Origin of the sequence: Methylobacterium sp. GC_Met_2 (assembly GCF_026540795.1) — a bacterium.
Taxonomy (GTDB): domain Bacteria; phylum Pseudomonadota; class Alphaproteobacteria; order Rhizobiales; family Beijerinckiaceae; genus Methylobacterium.
Genome location: NZ_JALNUM010000014.1, coordinates 1 through 21,393 on the forward strand (window position 1 = coordinate 1; position 21,393 = coordinate 21,393).

Sequence of the window (21,393 nt, forward strand, 5' to 3'; positions counted from 1 at the left end):
AGTGACCGGCAACGACAAGCTGGTGGCCGAGGGCAAGGTGCAGGAGCTGAAGGGCGAGGCGCAGAAGACCGCCGGCGACGTCAAGGACGGCGCCAAGTCCCTCGCCGACAAGATCACCGGCAAGCATTGATCGCCTATGCTACGGGTGATGCGCAGGTCCGCCGCGCATCACCCCGATCGAGTGCCTCGCCACGCCGATTGGCACTGCGAGCGACGACGCAGCCTTCGAGAGCGGAAGGCCGAGACAGGTGCTCCCTCAGCGGACCTCGATCCGTGTGCCATTCGCTCCATTGAGGAGGCGCTTCAGGTGAAAGGCGGCCACGCCGTCGTCGGGACGCAGTCCGACCAGGGCGGCGAAGGCCGCCAGAGCACCCACGTCACCGGCTTCCAGCTTGGCGAAGGCGTCTCGGTACTGGTTCAAGGCCGTATCGTCATAACCGGCCTCAGTCAGGGGCTCGAAGGCGCGCAAAGCCTCCTGCTTGCCGCGCAGCAGCAGATCGCCCAGCGGCCGGCCGCGGAAGGCCCCGGAACGGGCCACCGCCGTCTCGCTGACGCAGATCCGCGTACCGAACGCCTTGTTGGCGTTCTCCAACCGCGCTGACGTGTTGATGGTGTCCCCATAGGCCGTGTAGTCGAAATAGCGGCCGCCGCCGAAATTGCCCACGATGGCCGGCCCGGCATGAACGCCGATCCGTGTCATCCCGAACGCGATGCCGCGCTCGTACCAGCGGGCGCGGAAACCTTCGGCCGCCTGATCGAGGTCAACGGCACAGGCCACCGCCCGGGCTGCGTGGTCCGGCTGGTCGCCGGGCGCGTTGAACAGGACGTGGAGCGCGTCGCCGACGATCTTGGCTACTGTTCCCTCATGGGCGAACACGACGTCGGTCATCTCGGCCAGATAGCCGTTCAGGATCTCTGCCAGCAGCGTTGGGTCGAGGCTTTCGACGAGGCTGGTGAAGCCGGCGATGTCGGTGAATAGGGAAGCCACGTCGCGGCGATGGCCACCGAGTTCCAGGCCCGAGGGATCTCCGGCGAGCCGTTCCGCGAGGTTTGGCGAGAAGTAGCGCGCCAGCGAGGCATGCGCCCGTTCGGCCAGGGATTTCCGCCGTCGAACCTCGCGCAGCGCCGCGACATGCCGGAGGGTCCGCTCGATCGTCGTCTCCAAGTCGACGAAGTCGATCGGCTTGGTCAGGAAATCGAAGGCGCCGCGGTTCATCGCGGTGCGGATGTTGGCCATGTCCCCGTAGGCCGACACGATGATGGTCGATGGCTGCTCGGCGAAGTCCTGCAGCTTGGTGAGCAGCGTCAGCCCATCCATGCGTGGCATGTTGATGTCGGACACCACCATGTCGACGTCGTGATGCGCGGCGAGACTGTCCAGCGCCTCCTGTCCGTCATGCGCGAACAGGAACGTGACTGCGCCCTGCCGGATCTGGCGACGGAATTTCTGGGTGATCAGCGTTTCGAGGTCGGGTTCGTCGTCGACGACCAGGATCTTGGCGCTGGGCAAACCTTCGGTCATGCCGTCCCCGCGCGCAGGGCGAGCCGCCGTTCGATCTCCGCCTTGAGCACAGTGAAATCGATCGGTTTGGTGATCAGCCCGACCGCCCCGGCGGCCTCGGCCCGTTCCCGCGTCTCGGCGTCGCCATAGGCGGTGATCATGATCACCGGCACATCGGGTTGCGCCGTACGCACCAGCGGCAGCAGTTCGAGCCCTGTCATCCCGGGCATGTTGATGTCCGAGAACATCAGGAGCAGGTTCGGCCCGTTCGTCGTCTGCACCCGCTCCAGGGCCTCGGCAGCCGAATGCGCGAAGGCCATCTCGAAGCGGCCGGCGCGCAACTCGCGGCGGAACTGCTGCCGGAACAGTTCGGTGACATCGGGTTCGTCGTCGACGACGAGGATCAGGACGTTCATGGGTGGCTCTCGGGCTCGCGCGCCGGCACGCCCGCACCGGCGGCCACGGTCGTTGCGCCGCCGCGCGGCAGCGTGATCGTGAATTGGGTAAACTGACCGGGCTCGGTGGCGACGTCGAGCGTCCCGCCATGCTGCTTCGCCACGATGTCGTGGCTGAGCGACAGGCCCAGCCCCGTACCCTCACCGGCCGGCTTCGTGGTGAAGAACGGGTCGAACATCTTGGCCTTGACGCCCTCGGGGATCCCCGTCCCGTTATCCCGGACGCGGATTTCGACCGTATCGCCGTGGACGCGCGTTGAGATCGCCAGAGTCGGCGCGTAGCCGGGCTCGGCCCCGTCGGTCCGCTTCTCGGTGGCATAGAACCCGTTCGACATCAGGTTCAGGAGCACACGCGTGATTTCCTGCGGGTAGATGTCGACCAGTCCGGCCGCCGGGTCGAAGTCGCGCACCAGGGTCACATTGAAGCTCGGCTTGGCGGCGCGGGCGCCGTGATAGGCGAGGTTCAAGCTTTCCTCGACGAGGGCGTTGATGTCCACGGGGCGGTGCTCGCCGGATCCGGTGCGCGAGTGCAGCAGCATGTTCTTGACGATCGAGTCCGCCCGCTTCCCGTGCTGGACGACCTTGTCGAGGTTGTTCGTCAGAAGCTCGGCGATCTCGTCGGCCTCCGCGCGGATCTTCGGGTCGAGGTCGATCGCCTGAAGCATCGCGTTCAGCTCGTCCACAAGCTCCTGCGAGAGCGACGCGAAGTTGTTCACGAAGTTCAGGGGGTTCTTGATCTCGTGCGCGATGCCGGCCGTCAGCTGACCCAGCGAGGCGAGCTTCTCGGACTGGACCAGGCGGCTCTGGGCCTTCTGAAGGTCGTCGAGCGACGCGTTGAGATCGCGGGTCCGTTCCTCGACTTTGGCCTCCAGGGTCTCGTAGGATTCCTGGATCCGGCTCGCCATCGCGTTGAACCGGTGCGCCAGGGTCTCGATCTCGTCGCCGGTGCGGATCACGATGCGCTCCGACAGATCCCCGGCGCCGAACCGCTCCGCCCCGTCCTCGAGCTGGCGGATCGGCACCACCATGCGCCGGGCCAGGAAGGTGCCGGCCACCGTCGCCATCAGCACGCCGAGGCCCATCAGCGACAAGGTCTGGATCACCGACTCGACGAGCGGCTCCATCGCCTCGCGCAACGGCAGCTGTACGAACACGATCCAGCCGAGCCGGGCCACGGGGGCGTGCGCCGCCAGAACGAGGCTGCCGTCGAGCCACTTGGCGAGCCCGTCGTCGCGCGCGCCGCCCTTTCCGGACAGGGCGTCGGCGACGGCCGGCAGATCGGACAGGTTGGTGTCGCGCAGCACGAGGCTGAGATCCGGGTGGGCGATCAGCCGTCCGGTCGACGTCGTGACGAAGGCGTAGCCGCCCTCACCGTTGTGGACGGTGCCGACAACATCCCAGATCAGCTTCAGATTGACTTCCGCGACCGTCACCCCGGGTTCACGCCCGGCATGCGCGACCGCGACCGTCATGTAGGGTTCGGAGCCCCGGCGGAAGTAGACCGGTCCGAACCATGTCTTGTCCTTGAGCGCCTCCGTGAAGCGCGGTGAGGTCGAGAAATCCCTCCCGCTCGCGATCACGTCCGGTTCAAGGCGCGAGACCCGCAGCTGATCTTTCCCGTTCTGGTCGAGATAGGCGGCCTCGGTGATGGCGGGTGCCTGACGCATCAGGCGGATGAAGTCATAGCGTTGCTGGTCCGGCGACAGGCGGCGCCATTCGGCCCGGGTCGTCCAGCCGATCTGATTCTCGATCTCGGACACGAAGGCGTCGACGCGCTCCGCGGCCGCGTGCGCCTTCTCGCGCTGCACCGCGATCGCGTTGTCCTTCGCGTCGTGGAAGTTCAGCGTCAGGTCGACCGCGCCGTTGATCAGCAGCACCAGCGTTACCAAGCCCACGAAGGCGACCGCGAATTTCGCCGACAACGGCAGACCGAACCGTCTCGGTCGGGCACCGTGAGGTGCGTCGGGACCCGTCATTCCACATCCTCGTCCGCCTGCGTGAGCAGCGCAGAGGGGATTTCGAAACCGTGGGCGCGCGCGGTCGTCAGATGCACGACGAGATCGAACTTGGTCGGCGTCTGGACGGGGAGGGCCCCGGGATTGTCGCCGTAGAGGATGCGATCGACGTACAGGGCCGCCCGACGGACCACCTCGGCCGGATCAGGCCCGTAGGACATCATACCCCCGCGATGGGCGAAGCGGCGGATGGCGAACACGGTCGGGATCCGGTGTCGGGTGGTCAGCGCGACGAGGTGATCCCCGTTGGCCTCGCTGAAAGCGCCCGGTGCCACGATGAGCCCCGCCTGTCCGTGTTGGGCGAGATCCGCGATGACCGGCTCGATATCCTCGGCCTTCTCGGCGACGACGATGCTGTGTTCGATCGCGAGGGCGGTTGCGGCGTTCTTGAATGCGTTCGCGTAGAGATAGCCGCTGCGCATCGTTGCGCTGGGGTTGAGCAGCAGAGTGGCCCGCCGGGTCGTCGGCACGGCTTCCCGGAGGACGGCGAGCCACTTCCCGCCCAGCGAGGACTCGTACAGGGTGAAGCCCGTGATGTTTCCCCCCGGGCGCTTCAGGCTTGCGATCAAGCCAAAGCCGACCGGATCGGCCGCTCCGACGAAAACGATCGGGATCCTTCGGGTCAGCCCGGCGACCGCGCGCAACTGTCCGTTGAGATACGTGACGATCACACGCGGTTCGGACCGCACAACTTCGGCGGCGAGCGCACGTACATCTTCGCGATCGGCGCCTTTCCAGCGATGGTCGAGTTCGAGATCGTTCTGTCCATGATCGCGAAGCGCCGCATCGAACGCCGCCGACAATGCCTGGCCCTCGGCGTCACCCTCGGGGAACGGCCAGAGTGCCACCACGCGCCTCGACACGTCGGCCCAGGCCGCGAGGGGCGGGCTCGACAGGAGCCAAGGCAACCCAGCGATCACGGTTCGCCGCCTCATCCGATCCTCGAACTCCATCGACCGGCCGGATGGGCCGAGCGGCACGCACGCGACATGATCGATTAGCCAGCCCGTAGCGTAATCCGAGCTCAGCCGTAAGACCACGCGGCAGCCGGAACGCGGTTTCTAGAATGACAGCCGCATCCCGCCGACGATGTTGCGTGGCGCACCCGCGAACACCGATCCCGTCGTGCTCGCCAGAACGGCTGCATTGTTCTGAATACCGGTCGTTCCGCTGATCGAGTTGGAAATATTTTGTGCTGATGCGACGTAAATCGTATCGAATAGATTGCGAACTTCGAGATAGAAGCTCAACCTTTTGGCGTATACGCCGCTCAACTCGGTCGCGTAGTGCAGATTGGCGTTGACGACGGCGTATCCCGGTGCCTTCAGCAGGTTGGCGTTGTCGAGGTAGAAATCGCCCTGGACCACGGTCTCCACGAAGGCGCCCAGGCCCGCGAGCGGACCGGCCGGCACATCGTAGCCGATGCGCGCCAGGAGCTGATGGGCCGGCACGCCGGGGATCTGGTTGCCCGCCCGGTCGAACCGCCGCGTCAGGCTGCCGGCACTGAGTTGCTCGGTGTAACGCGTGTAGATCTGGTCGTCGAAGCCGTAGGCCAGCGTCCCGCGCCAGCCGGGCGCGAAGGCCCAATCGGCGCCGACCTCGATCCCGCGATGCTCGGAGGCCGGAGCATTGAACGTGTAGGTCTGCAGGCCCGCCCCGGGCGATTGCGAGACCAGCTCGTTGCGGAAAAACTCGTAGAACCCGGTCACGCTGAGGCGCAGAGCCTCGACCGGGCTCCAATCCGCACCGAGATCGAAGCCCAGATTCTCCTGGGTCTGGAGCTGGGTGTTGTTGCCCGGCAACCCGGCCGCCGTGACGAACAGGTTGGAGGCGGCGGGTGTGGCGTATCCCGTGGCGACCCGGCCACGGAACGCCCAGGCCTCGTCCGGCCGGTAGACCAGGGCGAGTTCGGGGGCGACGTTGAGGAACGATCGGTCGGCATCCGCGACGGTCCGGGTCGTGCCGCTCGCCGAGTAGCCGAAGGCGAGGTTGCGGCCTGTGATGGCGGTGCTCTCGGCGCTCAGTCCGAGCACGCCGGTCCAGCGGTCCGACAGGGCGAGTTCGAGCCGCGCGCGCCCGCCGAGATTCGACTGCACCGCCGCCTGATCGCCGATCAGCGCCCCGAGCCGTGGGCCGCCATAGGGCGCCCGGTTGTAGGTCGCGGTGTGGTTGTCGATCGCGTTGTAGGCAAGCGCCACGTAGCCGACCGCCGGCAGGCCGAACAGGTCGCCGCGCCGTGTGAGGTCGCTCATGACGTTCCACGATGGGAACGACCCCAGGAAGGCATTCACGTAGAACGGCTGGTTGAAGTTTCGCTCGTCGAAGCCGACTTGCGTCCGCCACGTGGTGAAGGCGTCGAGATCATGTTCCCAGCGCGCCGCCACGACGGTGCGGCGGTCGTTGCGCCCGAAGCCGCCCTCGTCGGCGGTGACCGGCACCGTGGCGCCGAAGGCACCGTTGCGGAACAGGGCGAACGTCGTGCAGCCGGGCGCCGCAATGGCCGCCGCGGCGCAGCCACGCTGATACGGGTTGATGCGGTACTGCGCCAATGAGGACCGGGCCGCGAGATTGGTGTCGAGCGTGTTGTTGATCACCTTGAGGGTGAAGCGATTGTCCGGCGTCGGGGTGTAGCTCGCGAGAAGGTTGATGGTCTGCGTGTCGTAGGCCGAATGGTCCTGATAGCCGTTGGCCCGGACGTCGCTGGCGAACAGGCTGATCTCGACCGGGCCGCTGACGCCGCCGACCGTGAAGTGATGGCTGAGATAGCCGAAGCTGCCGGCATCGGTGCCGATCTCGTAGCCGTCGATCTCCCGGCCGGTCCGTGTCCGGAACGCGATCGCACCGCCAGTGGCGTAGTTGCCGAACAGTGGCGATTGCGGACCGCGGAACACGTCGATGCGGCTGTAGGCCCGGGGATCGGTCAGATCGAAGCGCGAGGCGCCGTCCGGCTGGGTCAGGACGAACCCGTCCTCCAGCACGATGGTGTTCTTGATCACGCCGGTGGAGCGGGCGTTGTTGCCGCGGATCGAGATGACTACGTCGCGACCGCCATTGCCCTGGCGCACGGTAACGCCGGGGCTGTTGACCAGCACCGAACCGATGCTGGTCGCGGGCCGGTCCGCGATGGTGTTGGCGCGGCCGATGCCGGTGACGACTTCGCCGACCGGGTGCTCGATGACGACGGGTGCCGAGCCCGGCGGTGCGGCCACGCCGAAGGCGCCCGGGCTGACCCGGCCATTGGCAGGCTGCGCCTCGCCCTCCACGGAGAGTTCCTCCAGCGTCACGGAGGTCTCAGCGATCGCGAAGATCGGGCTGCCGGCAAGCAACAGGGCGAGGGTGCCGCGGCGCAAGGCGGCTGGGTTCAGGGACATCGCGTGGTCTCGTCTGATCGAAAGTGGCGGACGGCGGACAGCCATCCGGTGCGGACAGGAGCGATCAGGCGGCGGTAGGTGGCGCGCGGGGACGGACGGACCATCGGGATGAAGGCTGGCTATGGACGGGCGGCGGGAACGGCCAAACCACCGCGCGCCAGCGCAGCCTGCGGGCGAGGGTCGGTCCGGTCGGGACGGGAGGTGGTGCCAATCCGGCACGACACAGCTGGCACAGGTCACACGCCCGCGCCTGCGGATCCTGTTGTTCGACCGAGGCGGTCGCCCCATCGCCATCCGGCCCGTGCCCGCACAGGATGCCGATGGGCAGGTCTTTGGGAGCGCTTAGCATCATCCGCAGCGCCCCGACCGGCGCCAGCGCCTGGACCCAGAGCGCGAGCGCGATCAGCGCGATGCCGAGGAGGCCCGGAAGCCGGCCCATGGATCTCGGGGGGAGCAGCACGGGCATCCAGCCCGCCCGCCCTGTCTTAGGCCCGGACCCGTCGTCGGAGGCGCTGCGCCGCCAGGTCGAGGCCGATCATCCCCAGAATGGCGAGGCCGGTCAGCGGGAACAGGGCGCCGAGGCCCGCAACAAGCAGCGTCACCGTGGCGATAACGCGTCGGTCCCGCGGCCAGGGCGGTACGCCGAGGCCGCCGGCCGGCCGCCGCTTCCACCACATCGTCCCGGCGGTGACGGCCAGGAGGATCGTGGCGAGGCAGAAGGCCAGCATGGCGAACTGGTTCGCGCGGCCCCAATGCTCGCCCTTGTGGATGCCGATCCCATACTGGATCGCCCGGCCGACCGGACCGAGATCGGCGAAGCGGACATCGAGCAGATTTGCGCCGGTATACTGATCGAGGGCGATGACCCGCTGGCGGGTGACGTGGCGGGGGTAGACCGAGGCGGCGTAGACCCCATCGTCCCCGACCGGCAGGGCCAGTTCATAGCCCCGCGGCATCCCGCGTTCGGCGAGGATCGCGGCAGCCCGGTCGATCCCGAGGGTCTGAGTCGACGCGGCGGCTGGGCTGGAGCGCGGGACCGGTGCGTCCTCCAGGGTCCAGCCCGGATCGGATAGGCGCTCGCGCAGCGGCACCGTCGAGACCGGTTGATGCGCCCAGAGGGCGCCGGGCTGGCCAAGGCCCGCTGCATTCGACCATCCGCGCATCTGCTGGCCCCACCAGATCGACCAGGGCAGCCCAGTGAGCGCCAAAAAGAGCAGCCCACCCCCCGCCAGAAGACCGGTGACGGCGTGCAGATCGCGCCACCAAACCCGCTGCCGCGGCGTCCCGCGCACGCTGATCACACCGCCGTCCCGGCCGCGTGGCCACCAGAGATAGGCGCCCGTCAGCACGAGGATCACCGCGAAACCGGCCACCACCTCGATCACGGCGTTCGCGAATGCGCCGAGATAGGCAAGACTATGTAACCCCCGGAGGACGACCATGAACTCTTGGTCGCGGGCCAGGCAATCCAGCACGGCGCCGGTATAGGGATCAAGGTAGACGAGGATCCTGTGATCCCGCACCGCGAGGGTGACGAGAGCGGACGTCTCCGGCGTGGCGGGATCGGTATACGATACCGGCCCGGCATCCGGCACGGCCTGCATCGCGTTGAAGATCAGGCGGTCCGGACCGAGGGGCGGCGTCTCGCGAACCGGTATGCGCGTCCGATAGGCGAACAGGCTGCCGTTGATCTCGTCCTTGAACAGGTAGAGCGATCCCGTCGCCGACAGGGTGATCAGGAACGGCAGGCACAACAGGCCCGCCAAGAAGTGCCAGCGCCAGACGGCGCGATAGATCACCTCGCGCGAGGCACGCAGCGCGGTACGCGCCCCATAGGCGGGGGCGTTGCCGGAAACGACGGTCGACATGGGTATGGGTCCGGGCCTGAGCGATCGGGGCGGGATCGTCAGGCGGCGGGTGGACCTCGTGCCGTGCCGGAACGCGGCGGCGGACCGGTTCTCGGAAGCTCCGCTTTAGGACGCCAAACGACCTGTACGACCGGTCCGATGGCCGAAGCCGGCACGGCCGACACGGAGATCGGCAGGGTCAAATTGCCCGCCTGCACCAGCGTGCAACAAGCGTGGATGTGGATGCTGATCGGCCCGTGGTCCGGATCGCCTGCCGGATGCTCGGCGCACAGGACGGCACCGGGTGCCGCGAAGGCGCGGGCTGGCGCGGCGAGACCCAGGAAGGCCTGGAACAGCAGCGCGTAGAGCGCGATCACTGAAAGGATCGCGCGGCCTTGGACCGTCCGGGGCGGGCGCCTGCGCATGCGGCGATCTAGGCGCCGGCGGCGGCACGCGTCAATGCGCGCCCCGCTACCGGGCCCTAAGTCCGGCGCCGTTACGGCATCACAGGCGGATGGTAGGTCAGCGTGAAGGCGAGCGCCCAGAGCAGGAATAGCACCAGTGGCAGGTGCACGATCAGCTGGAGGAAGCTGAAACCCACGATGTCGCGCGCCTTCAGACCGAGGATGCCGACCAGCGGCAGCATCCAGAACGGGTTGATCAGGTTCGGCAGCGCCTCGGCGGCGTTGTAGATCATCACCGCCCAGCCGAGATGGACCTTCAGCTCGTTGGCCGCCTGCAGCACGTAGGGCGCCTCCAGCAGCCATTTGCCGCCGCCCGACGGCACGAAGAAGCCGAGGATCGCCGAGTAGACGCCCATGGTCAGCGGGAAGGTACCGGCGGTGTTGAGGCTGACGAAGGCGTGGGTGATCGCATCTGACGCGGAGGTGCCGGCAGCGTTCTTCGGTCCGGTCAACATGCCGCTGATCGCGGCGTAGAGCGGGTACTGGATAAGGATGCCCGCGGTGGCCGGGACCGACTTCGCGACCGCCGCGAGGAAGCGCTTCGGCCGCCAGTGCAGCAGCAGACCGAGGGTCAGGAACAGCAGGTTGTAGGTATTGAGGTTCGAGATCGCCACGATCCAGGATTGGCGCGCGAATTCCTGCACGATCCACCCGCCTGCGATCACCACGAGGAGGATCGTCAGGATCGGCGAGTGCTCCAGCCATTCGCCGGGCTGGCGGGCGGGTGGGATGTCGCTCGTCTCACGTGCGACCGGGACACCGAGCGTCTCGGCGGTGACGGCCGTCTCGCGGCGGGGGGCGGAGGCGTACGCGATCGCCACCGAGACGACGAACAGGATCGCGGCGATCAGCATGGATTGCCACAGGAAGATCGTCTCGCTGAATGGGATCACCCCCGAGATGGCGAGCAGGTTCTTGGTCAGGCTCGCCGGGTTCGCCTGCAGCTGCGCCGCCGAGGAGCTGAGCCCGAGCGCCCAGGTGGCGCCGAGCCCGAGATAAGCGGCCGCGCCCGCGGCCCGGTAGTCCATGCGCAGGTCCGTGCGGCGGGCCAGCGCCCGGACGAGCAGGCCACCGAAAATCAGGCTGAGCCCCCAGCTGATGAACGAGGAGATCATCGTGGCGCCGGCCACGAACCCGACGGCGCCCCGCCCGGTCTTCGGAACCTGCGCCAGCCGTTCGATCAGAGCCTGCATGGGCGGCGACGTGGCGACGACGTAACCACCGATGGTGACGAAGACCATTTGCATGGTGAAGGGGATCAAACTCCAGAACCCGTCGCCGAAGCTCTTGGCGATGGCGGCCGGCGGGGCGCCGTTCGTCAGGGCACCGAGGGCGACGATGACCACCGCGATGGACACGAAGATGAACGCGTCCGGGAACCAGCGCTCTGCCCAATTGGTGAAGCGGACTCCGAGCCGTTCCAGCGATCTTGCGCTGCCCGTACTCGGGTCAGACGCGGCGCCGCCCGCGTTCTGGACAGGATCGGCCGGGGTGGTCGCCATGGGGTTCCTTTACGACCGGCTCTTTCGGCTGATCGTCAGAGCAGGACTTCGCGGCCCGGCCTGATCTCAAATCACGTGCAGACAAAGTCAGATCACCGCTTGATGACGCTGCGATGGGCCGCTGTCGAGCCCGACCGCGCCCCTTTGCATGACTGCGCGTTTCAAATCGCGAGGCCGCTTGAGGCCAACCGGATCGTTCAGCCGCCCAATGCGTGGCAGCCAACAAAAAACCCGCCAAGTGCAGGACTTGGCGGGTTGAACTCGATGGCTGGGGGACCTGGATTCGAACCAGGACTAGAGGAGTCAGAGTCCACCGTTCTACCGTTAAACTATCCCCCAATCGGCCGGAGGCCGTACCCATTCGTCTTGATGACGGTCGGAGCGGCCGCGCTGCGAACAGCGGCGTCTGGCGTGGGCGGTGGGATAGGCGGATTGGTCTCGCAGGTCAACCACCGTTCTCCGGTTGACTGGGGATCGGCCGCCGCCGTAACCGTTGAATTGCGGATGCTGCCAGGAAGGGTGGCCGAGTGGTTTAAGGCAGCGGTCTTGAAATTCGCTCTCGGCCATCTCGTTTAATCCTGTCCAATCCCTTACAGCACTGATCGGTAAGCGAAAATCGGCTTGCGGTCGTTCGCTCATCGTTCCACGTCCCGTCCAATCCCAACCAGTTGGGTAGCAAAAGCGGTAGCAGCCGGACGCGATCTGTTCCGGAAACCGTGACCGCGCGCACCAGGTGCGCAAGCGGTGTTCGTCGGCTGCGGCCCCCCGACAGATTCCCCTGTCGACAACCCCGGATGCCAGCAACATCGAGGTCCCCCATCCGCTACGTTCCGGCGCCGCCTCGGCGGGTATGGAGTGCGTATGAATGGCCTCGATCAAGATCCGTGTGGCGGGCGACGGTTCGTTCGGTGTCTACCGGAACGGAGCGGCCGTCGCGTCCGGACTGACCCGGGCCCAGGCCGACCGCTTGGTGACGGTGCTCGGCTGGATCTCCTAGGTCTCCTCCGATCGCTGCCTTCCACCCAAACCAGATGCGCAAGTGACGTTCGTGAGGTCGATGTCACGGTTTCGTGAACGAGGACATCATGGGTAGGCGCTGCGCTCGGTTTGGTTTTGCTAGCCTGGATTAGTCGGCTTCGGTCGGCCGCCACGCCTGCCCGCAGATATGCCCCTCAGCTGTCTAGGGCGGGCGTGGATGCATGATTTTTGCTCCTGCCCGGCGTCGGCGCTCGGGATGGGTCGCTGACCTCCACGCCCGCCCCAGCTCTGTCCCCTGGCAGCAACGCGGGCGGGCGTGGATGCCCGATCACTCCTCCAAGTCACGATCGCCTCCTCGCAGCCACACGACCTGGGACCCGTGATGGTTCTCGGGCGCGCCAAGGCTCGGCTCCGCATCTCCACCTTCCTCGATGTCAGGGTCCCCATCGATGATGTCGAGCGCGGCCACGAGGTGGTCGACGACGTCGAGGGCCAGGGCGAGCGCGCCCTCGATGCGGTGGCGGGTGTCACCGGTCGGTGGCTGCGGCCGGCGCTGAAACGGGATGATGTCGGCCATGTCAGTGTCCCCTGCGTTCGGCGGCGGCGTGGTCGAGCAGTTCGCGGGCGAAGGCCTCGATCGCGTCCGGGTCGCCGTCGTTGATGACCGGCCATGCCCGCATGGTGAGCCAGATCTCGCGGTTATGGCTGTCGCTCGGCGTCCGGCGGTCCAGTTCTCGGTCGACCGCCGTCTCGACGTCGGTCAGCGCATCACCGAGCCACTGCATGAGCTGGCCGGCGACGTTGTACTGGTCGGCGGGTGGGTTCTGCTGCCTCCACCCCCGGGCCTTACATCGGTCCTGCCAGCACACAGCGAAGGCTGTTCCACCGACCATATCGGCCGTCTCTCGCAGGGCCCGCAGATCCTCCATCGAAGCCGACCCGAGGTCGAGCATGCTGACGAGGTTGGGCGGACCAGCATTGACCGCGAAACCGGCGCGCCAGTTCGCACCGCTCGCCAGCACGTCGAGGTGCAACTCGCGCCGTAGTCGCTCGATTTCCTCCGCCGCCGTCTCCGGGCCGGTCCGCCGATTGAGTTCGGCGAAAGCGATGCTACGCAGCCGACCCAGCTCGATCGCGATGCCGTCCGGGATCCGGGCGAAGCCGAACGGCTCGATCGCGGGCGAGGCCATGAAGCCGGGCGGCGGGGCGTACCAGTCGACTGGCTCGGCTGATGTGCGTGCGCTCGCTTCGCCGATGATCGCCTCGTGAATGTCGAGCGCGATCCGTCCCGCGAAAGGCTGCTCGGACCGGCGCTTCCCCGGTGAGACCTCCGACACGTATTCGAGCCAGCAGATGGCCAGCGCCTTCGCAAGTACGTTCTCCGGCGTCGGTGGCATGGCCTCGGCAGCGTCGAGCAGGGCATCTCGACGCTCGGCGGCTCGCTCATAGGCGGCGTCAGCCTCAGGATCGCCCTCAGGTTTTCCGAGCGTCGCGTCCCATGCGCGCCATCCCTCCATGATCTCGGCGGCCGCGGGTGAGGAAGCGGCGGCCTCAACCGGGGCGGAGCGCTTGATGAACCGCCCAGCGGCGTCCCGGGCACGGGCGGCGCGCTGGCGAAGGTCGGTGGCGGGCTGAGCAGCCTTCGCGGTGTTCTGCTTCGTCATGGCCCTCTCCCTCACGCGAGAGGGAGGTAGCCGTAGGCGAACACGCCCCCGGCGATGATGAGGGTGGCGGCCAGCAGCTCGCCGGCGAGGTCGAGGAAACGTGGGGCCCGGACATGGGCGGTGTCGGGTCGGATCGGCGCGACGGCCTCCCAGGCCTCGACGGTGCCGGGCGCATCCTCGTCGACCTCCAGGGGCGGCTTGGCGCGATTGTATAGGGCTGAGGGCGAGCGAGAGCGTTCACCGGCGCGTGCCGGTGCTGTAGAATGACGGATAGCCATGATCGTCTCCGAACGGACGTGCGTGGTCAGGGCCGATCAGGAGGGTGCAAGCTCTTGGTCGGCCCGTACATTTCTGCTATCATCAAAGAACGATGTCAATAGCCGATAGCAGAAAACCTAGAGGCCGCCCGGTGACAGGGATCGGCAAGCCTATCGGCCTTCGGCTCTATCCAGAGCTCGATGCCTCTCTTGATGCGTGGATCGAGGCACAGCCCGATCCGAAGCCATCGCGTCCTGAGGTCATCCGCGAAGCGCTGGCAGAGCACCTGAAGGCGAAGGGCTACCTGAAGTGAGCGACCCTGAGCCCGACGAGCTGTTCCGCAAGCGCCTGCTACGGGTCGTGTCCGAGAAGGATCGTCACGCCGCTTTAGTGGTGGTCGGAGCCTACCTTGACGCCCTCGGCCGCAAGTACGGCCGGTTTAGGACCGGCGTGGCGCTCAAAGGCTTTGGTCCGCGAGGATCCTGAGAGGGGCGAACTGATGACGGTCACGAACCTGGTCTTGCTCGTTCTGGCCCTGCTGGCGACCACGGTGATGGGGATTGGTTGGTTACAGGATCCCGCGGCGCCGACACCGGCGGAATGGTTCGTCGCGAAGGTCTCGGAGGGCGGCTCATGGGCCGGACTTTTCCTGACGCAGCTGGCCGTCGCCTATTTCGCCTGGCGAGCGAGCCGCGCGGCCGGGAAGGCTAAAGGCCCGAACTGACTGCCGCCGGCGTCATCTTCATCGAGGAGAACGGCGAGGGGCCGGGTGTGCGGCTGTGGAAGGCATGAACGTGGCAGTCGCAGTTCGAGCGGGCCACCCTATCTGACGCCGACGCGGCACAAACGGCCGCCCTTAGATGGCGTGATCAAAGCATGTCTCGGCCTCAGTTCTCCGACGACAACCCGAAAGAAGACCCCTGGACGGAAGATCGGCTCGGTTTCGCGCCTTTCGCCAAACGGCTGGCGGCCTCGATTTTAGAGGTCGAAGCGCCGAATGGTTACGTAATTGGCTTGCAAGGCGCTTGGGGGTCGGGGAAATCGACAGCGCTCAACTTTGTCCAAGCTTTTATCAAGAAGCACAACGATGAACTAGAGGATGGCCAAAAGGCCGTTCATGTCGTAGATTTCAGGCCATGGATAGTTTCTGGCCATCAAGATCTGATCGAGTCATTTTTTAAAATCATTACCGAGCAGCTTGCGAATAGAAAAGATGCTTGGACTAAGCGCGGCAAGTCCGGTCTACGAACGCTTCGTAAGACTGTTGATCCGGTCGTTGATGCGGCTGCTACAATAGGGAGCATTCTCGCTCCTGGCGCTGGAACTCTAGCAAGTGCAGGCATCAAGTTTGCTAGTGAGGCAGTTAAGAAAGGTGGAGCTAGCAAGATAGATGAATGGTTAGCAGAGCCATCACTTCAGTCTGCTTATGAAAAGCTTCGAAAGCGTATTATCGATCAAGACGAAAGATTTTTAGTTATTATCGATGATCTTGATCGCCTCAATCAGGATGAAATTCGCACCATCATGCAGATGGTTAAGACATTGGGCAGACTGCCCCATGTCGTATATCTGCTAGCTTACGATCGCAGTATTGTGTGGCCCGTACTTGATGATGGTCGGAAGACTGAGAAAGTCGGCCCCAACTTCGCCGAGAAAATAATACAACAGGAAATTGAGCTTCCAAAGCCAAGTCGAAATGCTCTGCTGTCGATGCTGGATACGGAAATCGGTTTTCTCACTGCCAGTACGCCGCAAAATGCCCGGTGGCAGTACATAGTAATGGATGGTGTGCAGCATTGGATCAAGTATCCAAGGGACGCAGCTCGGCTTTCTAACGCAGTAAAATTCACATGGCCAGCTATCGAAGGCGAGATCGATCCACAAGACGTTCTCGCAATGGAAGGAGTTAGATTGTTCGAAAATGAATTGTACGATTGGATAAGAAGCAATCGTGAAATGATGTTTGGTGCCGGTAACTGGAATATGGCGACGGCTGAAGGCGTGGCTAAAGTAGGAGATGAATTTCTTTCGCAGTTTGCAAGCTCTCAGAAGGAAAGAAGCGCTAGACTGTTGTGCATACTAGTACCCTCGATGACTAGATTGTTCGAGAAGAAAAGCATTTTTGCAATCCATTCCGAGTCTCATGTTAGCGTTGTTAACCGACGTGGTGTCGGATCAGAACAAGGCTACGACGCTTATTTCAGTTTACACCTTTCTGATGAAAGCATATCCGTTCGTTTGCTTGATCGGGCATTATCACACGACACTAGTCGAGAAGATCAGCTCTCGGTTATACAAAGCATATTTGCTCGCCAGGCCGAAACCGCGAGACCGCCGCTCGGAGAGTATTTCCAGGATCTACGATTTCGACTGCATGAAGCTCAAAAAGGCACCGCTCCCATCGCGCTATTAGAAGCGATGTTTGATTTTGGGCCTGTATTGCAAACCATCGATAAGGATGTCGGCGCGTTCATGCTTGGCCCCCAAGCGAACGCATCTTTACTTATGTCGGAAATTTGCAAGTCAGCAGACAGCAGCATTCTGAGCAAAAGGCTCGTTGAACTATATAAATCACGTCCTGATTTGAGCTTTAGTGCGGGATTTTGGGTTTGGAGGGCAGCCGAGTCTGGTTTGATTAAAATCGAAGGGCACGCAAGAGAGGATACATTAGATTCATCATTGCTACATGAACTGCATCGGTTGCTCGTCGAGCATATCAAGGACGCTATCGAGAGCGGTGAGATTGATACAGCGCATTCCTATTACCACATAGCAGAGGCTTGGGCATTCGGCGGCAATGAAACTGAAGTGAAAAATTGGATTACTAACAAGTCAAAAGCTGATGGCAAATTTTTATCGAAAATATGTCGTAGCATAGTTGGCCACACCGTCGGATCAAATCCGCGGATATACTCGATGCATAATGCCCCAAAAGAGAAGTATCACGACGTTGATGGACTTTATGAAGCGGCGGGACTTCACAAAGACGATGCAGAGCTCTCTGCTGATGAAAGGGCCCGCATCAGGGCGCTGCACAGAGGGTTAGGTAATTCGTTAGCAGCTCGGCAGCATGAGCCCGCGGCGCCTAAACCGGTTTCTGATGTCGATGAGGAAACCGTTGAGTAAGATCGCAAGTGAGCGATGATGCGAGGTGCCACGCTCGACACCGACTTCGCTCACGCTATCCTGCCCCTATGCGCACAGCCCTCGCCGCCCTCGCTCTCGTCGTCGCGATGTCGGCGGCAGCACCAAATTTCACGGTGTAGTATGCCCTCCGAATCAGGGAGCCGGTTGCATGGCGAAGGACAGCAAATCCAACGAGGGCGGGTCGAAACCGCCACCGGCGAAACAGCCTAGCGAACCGCCCAATCGTGGCCTAGCTCAGGATGGGAAACCACCCCCGCCACCGACGGATCGGCTCGGTATCAAGAGCAATACGAACCCAACGAAGAAACGTTAGGCAGGGCCTACGGCGTCAAAACACAGTATGTCACTAAGCCAATGAATACAGTAACTGCGGGGGTCAGGGCCCCGCATAGTTTCGCCCACTTAATTAGTGTTGCGCATTTAGCGTTCAACCCATGATTGACTTCCATCGAGTCGGAGAGCTGAGCCAGATATGCCTCTCTGACACCGCCTTCCTCAATGTCCGGGTGTGAGGCCCACTGCCAGAAATTAGGCTCTCGTCCTGGGAAGCCGATGCTGGCCGCCCAGGTTGCGCGGAAGCAGTACGCCGTCCCAAGCGAGAGGGGCGCCACCGCTACAAGCAGACCTGCACCGAGTGCGCTTTTCCAAGCTTCATTGCTGAATATTGTGGCAAGAGACCCAGAAGCGGCGGCAATCCCAAGGGTCACGTAGAGGCGCAGCAGACCCATCGCCTGCTGATCCTGAAACAGGATTAGATCAAGCAAAGCCTTCTGCCTCACCCGGACATCGTCCAGGGCCAGTTTGGTAAGATCAGCCTCGGTCATTATGCTCGTCCCTGTGCATCCGTAGCATGATCAAACGGAGCCAACCGCCCTCCCTCAGCTCCAGTCCGACAGATCCTCCTTCGCCCCCGGCTCCGTCACGCCCAGGTCGGCGATACCGCCGCGGCTGCGGATCTTGAGCGACGTGGCCCGCAGGCCGGCCCGGCGGAGGCCCGTGACCTCGATCTGACCATGGAAGCCCATGTCGGCGAGCCGGTCGACGTGGCGGCCGAACTCCTCGACGTGAGCACCGATGCCGCCCCGGCCGTTGCCGGCTGCCCCGATACCTCCCGCCGGCGGATCTGGGATCTCCAAACCGCTGCGGGTGATCGACCGGATCGACCCGTCAGGCATCTTCATCGTGCCGTTGCCGAGGTCCAAGCCTTCCTTGCCGTCGAGGCCACGAACAAGATGGGGGTCGCCGTCGGCCGTCTTCGGCGCTGTCGGGCCCGCCTGGATCTGCTCACCGCGCCCAAGCGCACCGCGAAGCCGAGGATTGTACCGGGTCCAGTTGCCAAGGCCGCTCGCTCGCCGCAGGTGCAGCGCCACGCGCGTCTGATCCTCCAGGCTCGCCGACATGGCGTTGGGGGCCGTGATCCCGAGCTTGGGGGCGATGTTGCGCCAGTTCGAATTGGTGATCTGGTAGTAGCCCTGCGCCGTGTGCCGGCGGTCGTTGATGTAGTTCGGGACGTTGCGGCCGCCGGCCTCGTACTTCGTGATGAGCCCAAGCTGGTTCCGTTCGGTGTCGGTCATCTGGACCGAGCCCGGGACCCCGGAGCCTACGGCACCCCCAACGGACGACACGTCGCCGCCAAGCCCGCCGCCTCCGCCTCCGCCGAGGCTGGCCTTACGGATCATCCCGCCAAGGCCACTGCCGCCACCGCCGAAGCTGGCCGACTGCACGCCGGATCCGCCACCGGCACCACCGCCCATGCCCTCGCCGAGTACGAAGTTGATCGGGACGAAGATGCCGGCCCGGAACTGCTCATTCAGCCGCTGGAACAGGGTCTTGCCCTCGGCCTCGACCTCCGGTGCCTTCTCCTTGATGCCGTCCGCCACGCCCTTGCCAACCTTGGTCCCGGCGTCCTTGCCGACGTCATCGGCCTTCTTGCCCAACACCATGTCGGGCAGGTTGGGATCGAGGGCGCCGAGCAGACCGCGGCCGACCCCGTCCTTCATGTCCGGCATTTGCAAGACGCCGTACTGCTGCGCCAGCTCGGCGAGGCCGCCGATCGCCGTGAGGCCGAGAGCGCCCTTCGCCAGCCCGGCCAGTCTGCTGCCCTTCTTCGCCACGTCCGGCAGGCCGCCGTTCACCGCCAGCTTCGCCGCCGCCAGCTCCAGGGACGCAGCCGACCTCGTGAGTGCCAGCGCCGAGCCCATCAGGCCGAGCGTGCCGGCCGCCCGCGCGATCTCGCCGCCGACGACGGCCACCGACGTGCCGAGGGCGACGATCTTCGGATCCAGCTCGGCGATGTGCTGCTGGAAATCAGCGATGGCCGTGTAGGCCTTGGTGAGTAGACCACCGCCCTCGCCGTTGTTGTCGAGCGACCGGCCCATGGCGGTTTCGACGTTGAGCCGGGTGTTCTCGATCCGCTTCTGTGCGCCGTAGAACCCGCCCATGACTGCATCGCCGATCGACTTCGCGAACCCCTCCGGGGTCTCCGCGATCTTCTTGCGGTACTCATCGAACAGCTCGGGCTTTTGGGCGATCGAACCGAGCTTGCCACCGTGCTCGCGCGTGACCAGGGCGTTGAGCTGCGCCTGGGTCGGGTGAGCGTTGATGACGGCCTTCAGCAGGCCTTCGGTATCCACCGAGTCCGCGGCCATCTTGTAGAAGTCGCCGACCGTCTTCGCGATGGCGTGGGCGTCGGCCGCCTTGAGCTGGCCCTTCTTGTTCTTGTCGAAGCTCTGCCCGATGATCCCAGTGGCATCGGCCGTGAACTTGTCCCGGTCCAGTAGGGCGTCGGGATCGTTCATCATCGCCTGGAGACGCTGCATCTGCTCCGGCGACATCTGCTTGCCGAAGCTGCGCTTGACCGAGTTGCCGAGCCGGTCGGCGTTCAGCGCGTCCGGCATGCGCACGAAGTTCTGGTACTTCACCCCCATGGCGTCGAGGGCAGTGAGCCCCTGCTTCGAGGGGGCGATGAACTTCGAGGAGATGCCGCGCGCCGCGGTGCCGGCTTCCTCGCCCGAGTAGCCGGATTTCCGCAGCAGTGCGAAGATCGTGTCCATGGTCTCGATCGAGAACCCGGCCCCGGTCGCGGTCGCGCCGCCCATCTTGAACGCGGCTTGGATGTCGTGGTCTTCGAGGCCGCCGACCTTCGCAGTCTTCACCGCCAGATCGACGTTGCGGCGCATGACCTTCTTGGCCGTGGCGGCGTCCTCGATGTGCTGGTTGGTCGAGAACACAATCCCTTCGAGGGTCTTGGCCGCGCTCGGCAGGTCGACGTTCATCGCCTGGGCGTAGTCCTTGATCTCCTCCACGAAGGGCTCGACCAGATCCTTGCGCACGCCGCGGCCGGCGAGCGTGCGCTGCGCGTGCAAGACCTGGATGTCGTTGAAGGTCGAGGAGCCGCCGAGGCGCACGGCCTGGTCGATCCGGCTCTGCCGCTCCTCCTTCGTCAGGCTCGCCATGGCCACCTGCCGGCGGATCTCCATGTCGAACTCGGCGTAGCTGTGCGTGGCGGCCTTCGCCGTCGCGTCGATCTTGCCACCGACCACGACCGCGCCGGCGGATACCAAGCCCTGCCGGGCCGCGGACCGTTCCTGCCGAACCACGCTCTGCTTGGCCGCGAGGTCCTCGACGGCGATCTGGCGTTTGAACGCGGCAGCGGCCTGATCAGTGCTGCGGGCCAGGGTGCGCTGCTGCTGCTCGACCCGTGAGAGGTCGACGCCCAGGCGGGACGCCGCGCCCTCGGCCGCCCTGAGAGCCGCCGTCTCCGCGCTGAAGGCCGCTGTCAGGGCCTTCGTATCGCCAACTGCCGCCCGGTGCGCCTCGCTCAGGCGCCGCACCTCGGCGGTGAGGCGGACGGCCTGCTCGCTGCCCTTCACGAACGCCGTGGACTTGCTGTAGTCGGTCGCCGCTTTCTTGGCCGCATCGTACTCACGGGCGAGCCGTGCCGCCTGCGCGCCGACCCGCTGCATCCCCTGCACCGTCGCCTCCAGCGGTTTGCGAGCGTCCATCAGGTCCGCCGCCGCCTTGGCCGCCTTGGCCTGAAATTCCCAGGCCTTGTTCAGCTTCGCGACCTCAGCCGTGTATTTGGTGACGTCAAGGCCCTGCTGGACCGCCTTCGCGACCTTGGCCATCTCGGCCTCGACCCGCGACTCGGCGGTGATGAGGAGCTTGGCTTCGATGACCTTGGACGCCATG

General features: G+C 65.0%; 19 protein-coding genes, 1 tRNA gene and 1 pseudogene. 6 read left to right on the plus strand and 15 right to left on the minus strand.

Going from position 1 to position 21,393, the window contains the following annotated elements; genetic code table 11:
* Window positions 1-130 (plus strand): annotated as a pseudogene (locus tag OXS49_RS07600) (CsbD family protein); the annotation flags it as partial.
* A 126-nt stretch (window positions 131-256) separates the two neighbouring features.
* Here OXS49_RS07600 and OXS49_RS07605 read toward each other — a convergent pair.
* The 10 genes from OXS49_RS07605 to OXS49_RS07650 all read right to left on the minus strand — a co-directional run bounded on the left by OXS49_RS07605 (window position 257) and on the right by OXS49_RS07650 (window position 11,494).
* Window positions 257-1,522 (minus strand): adenylate/guanylate cyclase domain-containing protein, encoded by a 1,266-nt coding sequence (locus OXS49_RS07605; protein ID WP_267423145.1) that lies wholly within the window; start codon window positions 1,520-1,522, stop codon window positions 257-259.
* On the minus strand, window positions 1,519-1,917 hold the full coding sequence (locus tag OXS49_RS07610) for a response regulator (protein WP_267423147.1): 399 nt from the start codon (window positions 1,915-1,917) through the stop codon (window positions 1,519-1,521). Before OXS49_RS07610 ends, OXS49_RS07605 begins: the two co-directional genes overlap by 4 nt.
* Entirely contained in the window at window positions 1,914-3,932 is a 2,019-nt protein-coding gene (locus tag OXS49_RS07615; RefSeq protein WP_267423148.1) for an ATP-binding protein, read from the minus strand. The genes OXS49_RS07610 and OXS49_RS07615 overlap by 4 nt, the downstream gene beginning before the upstream one ends.
* Window positions 3,929-4,906: an ABC transporter substrate-binding protein gene (locus OXS49_RS07620; protein WP_267423149.1), complete on the minus strand. Its 978-nt coding sequence runs from the start codon at window positions 4,904-4,906 to the stop codon at window positions 3,929-3,931. The genes OXS49_RS07615 and OXS49_RS07620 overlap by 4 nt, the downstream gene beginning before the upstream one ends.
* A gap of 126 nt (window positions 4,907-5,032) precedes the next feature.
* Window positions 5,033-7,342, minus strand: a complete 2,310-nt coding sequence (locus tag OXS49_RS07625; RefSeq protein WP_267423150.1) for a TonB-dependent receptor — start codon at window positions 7,340-7,342, stop codon at window positions 5,033-5,035.
* A gap of 64 nt (window positions 7,343-7,406) precedes the next feature.
* Window positions 7,407-7,781: a DUF2946 family protein gene (locus OXS49_RS07630; RefSeq protein ID WP_267423152.1), complete on the minus strand. Its 375-nt coding sequence runs from the start codon at window positions 7,779-7,781 to the stop codon at window positions 7,407-7,409.
* A 46-nt stretch (window positions 7,782-7,827) separates the two neighbouring features.
* Window positions 7,828-9,210, minus strand: a complete 1,383-nt coding sequence (locus OXS49_RS07635) for a PepSY domain-containing protein (RefSeq protein ID WP_267423155.1) — start codon at window positions 9,208-9,210, stop codon at window positions 7,828-7,830.
* A 38-nt stretch (window positions 9,211-9,248) separates the two neighbouring features.
* On the minus strand, window positions 9,249-9,566 hold the full coding sequence (locus tag OXS49_RS07640) for a hypothetical protein (RefSeq protein WP_267423157.1): 318 nt from the start codon (window positions 9,564-9,566) through the stop codon (window positions 9,249-9,251).
* Between the two features lie 119 nt (window positions 9,567-9,685).
* The gene (locus OXS49_RS07645) at window positions 9,686-11,155 is read right to left on the minus strand and encodes a TIGR00366 family protein (protein ID WP_243999254.1); all 1,470 of its coding nucleotides are present in this window, start codon (window positions 11,153-11,155) and stop codon (window positions 9,686-9,688) included.
* Between the two features lie 265 nt (window positions 11,156-11,420).
* Window positions 11,421-11,494, minus strand: a tRNA-Gln gene (locus tag OXS49_RS07650).
* A 526-nt stretch (window positions 11,495-12,020) separates the two neighbouring features.
* Here OXS49_RS07650 and OXS49_RS07655 point away from each other — a divergent pair.
* The gene (locus OXS49_RS07655) at window positions 12,021-12,152 is read left to right on the plus strand and encodes a hypothetical protein (protein WP_267423159.1); all 132 of its coding nucleotides are present in this window, start codon (window positions 12,021-12,023) and stop codon (window positions 12,150-12,152) included.
* Window positions 12,153-12,461: 309 nt separating this feature from the next.
* Here the strand turns inward: OXS49_RS07655 and OXS49_RS07660 are convergent, their stop codons facing one another.
* Genes OXS49_RS07660 through OXS49_RS07670 form a run of 3 tightly spaced genes read right to left on the minus strand, consistent with a single transcriptional unit; the run spans window position 12,462 to window position 14,075 of the window.
* Complete coding sequence (locus tag OXS49_RS07660) at window positions 12,462-12,710, minus strand: hypothetical protein (protein ID WP_267423162.1); 249 nt, start codon at window positions 12,708-12,710, stop codon at window positions 12,462-12,464.
* A 1-nt stretch (window position 12,711) separates the two neighbouring features.
* A complete protein-coding gene (locus OXS49_RS07665; protein ID WP_267423164.1) occupies window positions 12,712-13,797 on the minus strand; it encodes a hypothetical protein in 1,086 nt (361 codons plus the stop codon).
* 11 nt (window positions 13,798-13,808) lie between these two features.
* Window positions 13,809-14,075 carry a hypothetical protein gene (locus tag OXS49_RS07670; protein ID WP_267423166.1) on the minus strand — a complete coding sequence of 89 codons (267 nt, stop codon included), beginning with the start codon at window positions 14,073-14,075 and terminating at the stop codon, window positions 13,809-13,811.
* A gap of 131 nt (window positions 14,076-14,206) precedes the next feature.
* On the opposite strand from OXS49_RS07670, the gene OXS49_RS07675 reads away from it, so the two are divergent.
* The 4 genes from OXS49_RS07675 (at window position 14,207) to OXS49_RS07690 (ending at window position 17,181) form a co-directional block, all read left to right on the plus strand.
* On the plus strand, window positions 14,207-14,368 hold the full coding sequence (locus OXS49_RS07675) for a CopG family transcriptional regulator (RefSeq protein WP_267423168.1): 162 nt from the start codon (window positions 14,207-14,209) through the stop codon (window positions 14,366-14,368).
* A complete protein-coding gene (locus tag OXS49_RS07680) occupies window positions 14,365-14,541 on the plus strand; it encodes a hypothetical protein (RefSeq protein WP_267423171.1) in 177 nt (58 codons plus the stop codon). The genes OXS49_RS07675 and OXS49_RS07680 overlap by 4 nt, the downstream gene beginning before the upstream one ends.
* 13 nt (window positions 14,542-14,554) lie before the next feature.
* A complete protein-coding gene (locus OXS49_RS07685) occupies window positions 14,555-14,779 on the plus strand; it encodes a hypothetical protein (protein WP_267423174.1) in 225 nt (74 codons plus the stop codon).
* Between the two features lie 152 nt (window positions 14,780-14,931).
* The gene (locus tag OXS49_RS07690) at window positions 14,932-17,181 is read left to right on the plus strand and encodes a P-loop NTPase fold protein (RefSeq protein WP_267423175.1); all 2,250 of its coding nucleotides are present in this window, start codon (window positions 14,932-14,934) and stop codon (window positions 17,179-17,181) included.
* 341 nt (window positions 17,182-17,522) lie between these two features.
* Here the strand turns inward: OXS49_RS07690 and OXS49_RS07695 are convergent, their stop codons facing one another.
* Together OXS49_RS07695 and OXS49_RS07700 are read right to left on the minus strand one after the other, a co-directional pair.
* The gene (locus tag OXS49_RS07695; protein WP_267423178.1) at window positions 17,523-18,026 is read right to left on the minus strand and encodes a hypothetical protein; all 504 of its coding nucleotides are present in this window, start codon (window positions 18,024-18,026) and stop codon (window positions 17,523-17,525) included.
* Between the two features lie 54 nt (window positions 18,027-18,080).
* Complete coding sequence (locus OXS49_RS07700; RefSeq protein WP_267423181.1) at window positions 18,081-21,392, minus strand: phage tail tape measure protein; 3,312 nt, start codon at window positions 21,390-21,392, stop codon at window positions 18,081-18,083.
* Between the last annotated feature and the right edge of the window lies 1 nt (window position 21,393).

What these genes read in the sequence shown, in the direction of transcription:
- OXS49_RS07695 (WP_267423178.1), bottom strand. Translation starts at nt 18,026, where the DNA reads ATGACCGAGGCTGATCTTACCAAACTGGCCCTGGACGATGTCCGGGTG.
- OXS49_RS07605 (WP_267423145.1), bottom strand. Translation starts at nt 1,522, where the DNA reads ATGACCGAAGGTTTGCCCAGCGCCAAGATCCTGGTCGTCGACGACGAA.
- OXS49_RS07670 (WP_267423166.1), bottom strand. Translation starts at nt 14,075, where the DNA reads ATGGCTATCCGTCATTCTACAGCACCGGCACGCGCCGGTGAACGCTCT.
- OXS49_RS07620 (WP_267423149.1), bottom strand. Translation starts at nt 4,906, where the DNA reads ATGAGGCGGCGAACCGTGATCGCTGGGTTGCCTTGGCTCCTGTCGAGC.
- OXS49_RS07655 (WP_267423159.1), top strand. Translation starts at nt 12,021, where the DNA reads ATGGCCTCGATCAAGATCCGTGTGGCGGGCGACGGTTCGTTCGGTGTC.
- OXS49_RS07645 (WP_243999254.1), bottom strand. Translation starts at nt 11,155, where the DNA reads ATGGCGACCACCCCGGCCGATCCTGTCCAGAACGCGGGCGGCGCCGCG.
- OXS49_RS07690 (WP_267423175.1), top strand. Translation starts at nt 14,932, where the DNA reads ATGTCTCGGCCTCAGTTCTCCGACGACAACCCGAAAGAAGACCCCTGG.
- OXS49_RS07635 (WP_267423155.1), bottom strand. Translation starts at nt 9,210, where the DNA reads ATGTCGACCGTCGTTTCCGGCAACGCCCCCGCCTATGGGGCGCGTACC.
- OXS49_RS07685 (WP_267423174.1), top strand. Translation starts at nt 14,555, where the DNA reads ATGACGGTCACGAACCTGGTCTTGCTCGTTCTGGCCCTGCTGGCGACC.
- OXS49_RS07630 (WP_267423152.1), bottom strand. Translation starts at nt 7,781, where the DNA reads ATGGGCCGGCTTCCGGGCCTCCTCGGCATCGCGCTGATCGCGCTCGCG.
- OXS49_RS07625 (WP_267423150.1), bottom strand. Translation starts at nt 7,342, where the DNA reads ATGTCCCTGAACCCAGCCGCCTTGCGCCGCGGCACCCTCGCCCTGTTG.
- OXS49_RS07615 (WP_267423148.1), bottom strand. Translation starts at nt 3,932, where the DNA reads ATGACGGGTCCCGACGCACCTCACGGTGCCCGACCGAGACGGTTCGGT.
- OXS49_RS07660 (WP_267423162.1), bottom strand. Translation starts at nt 12,710, where the DNA reads ATGGCCGACATCATCCCGTTTCAGCGCCGGCCGCAGCCACCGACCGGT.
- OXS49_RS07665 (WP_267423164.1), bottom strand. Translation starts at nt 13,797, where the DNA reads ATGACGAAGCAGAACACCGCGAAGGCTGCTCAGCCCGCCACCGACCTT.
- OXS49_RS07610 (WP_267423147.1), bottom strand. Translation starts at nt 1,917, where the DNA reads ATGAACGTCCTGATCCTCGTCGTCGACGACGAACCCGATGTCACCGAA.
- OXS49_RS07700 (WP_267423181.1), bottom strand. Translation starts at nt 21,392, where the DNA reads ATGGCGTCCAAGGTCATCGAAGCCAAGCTCCTCATCACCGCCGAGTCG.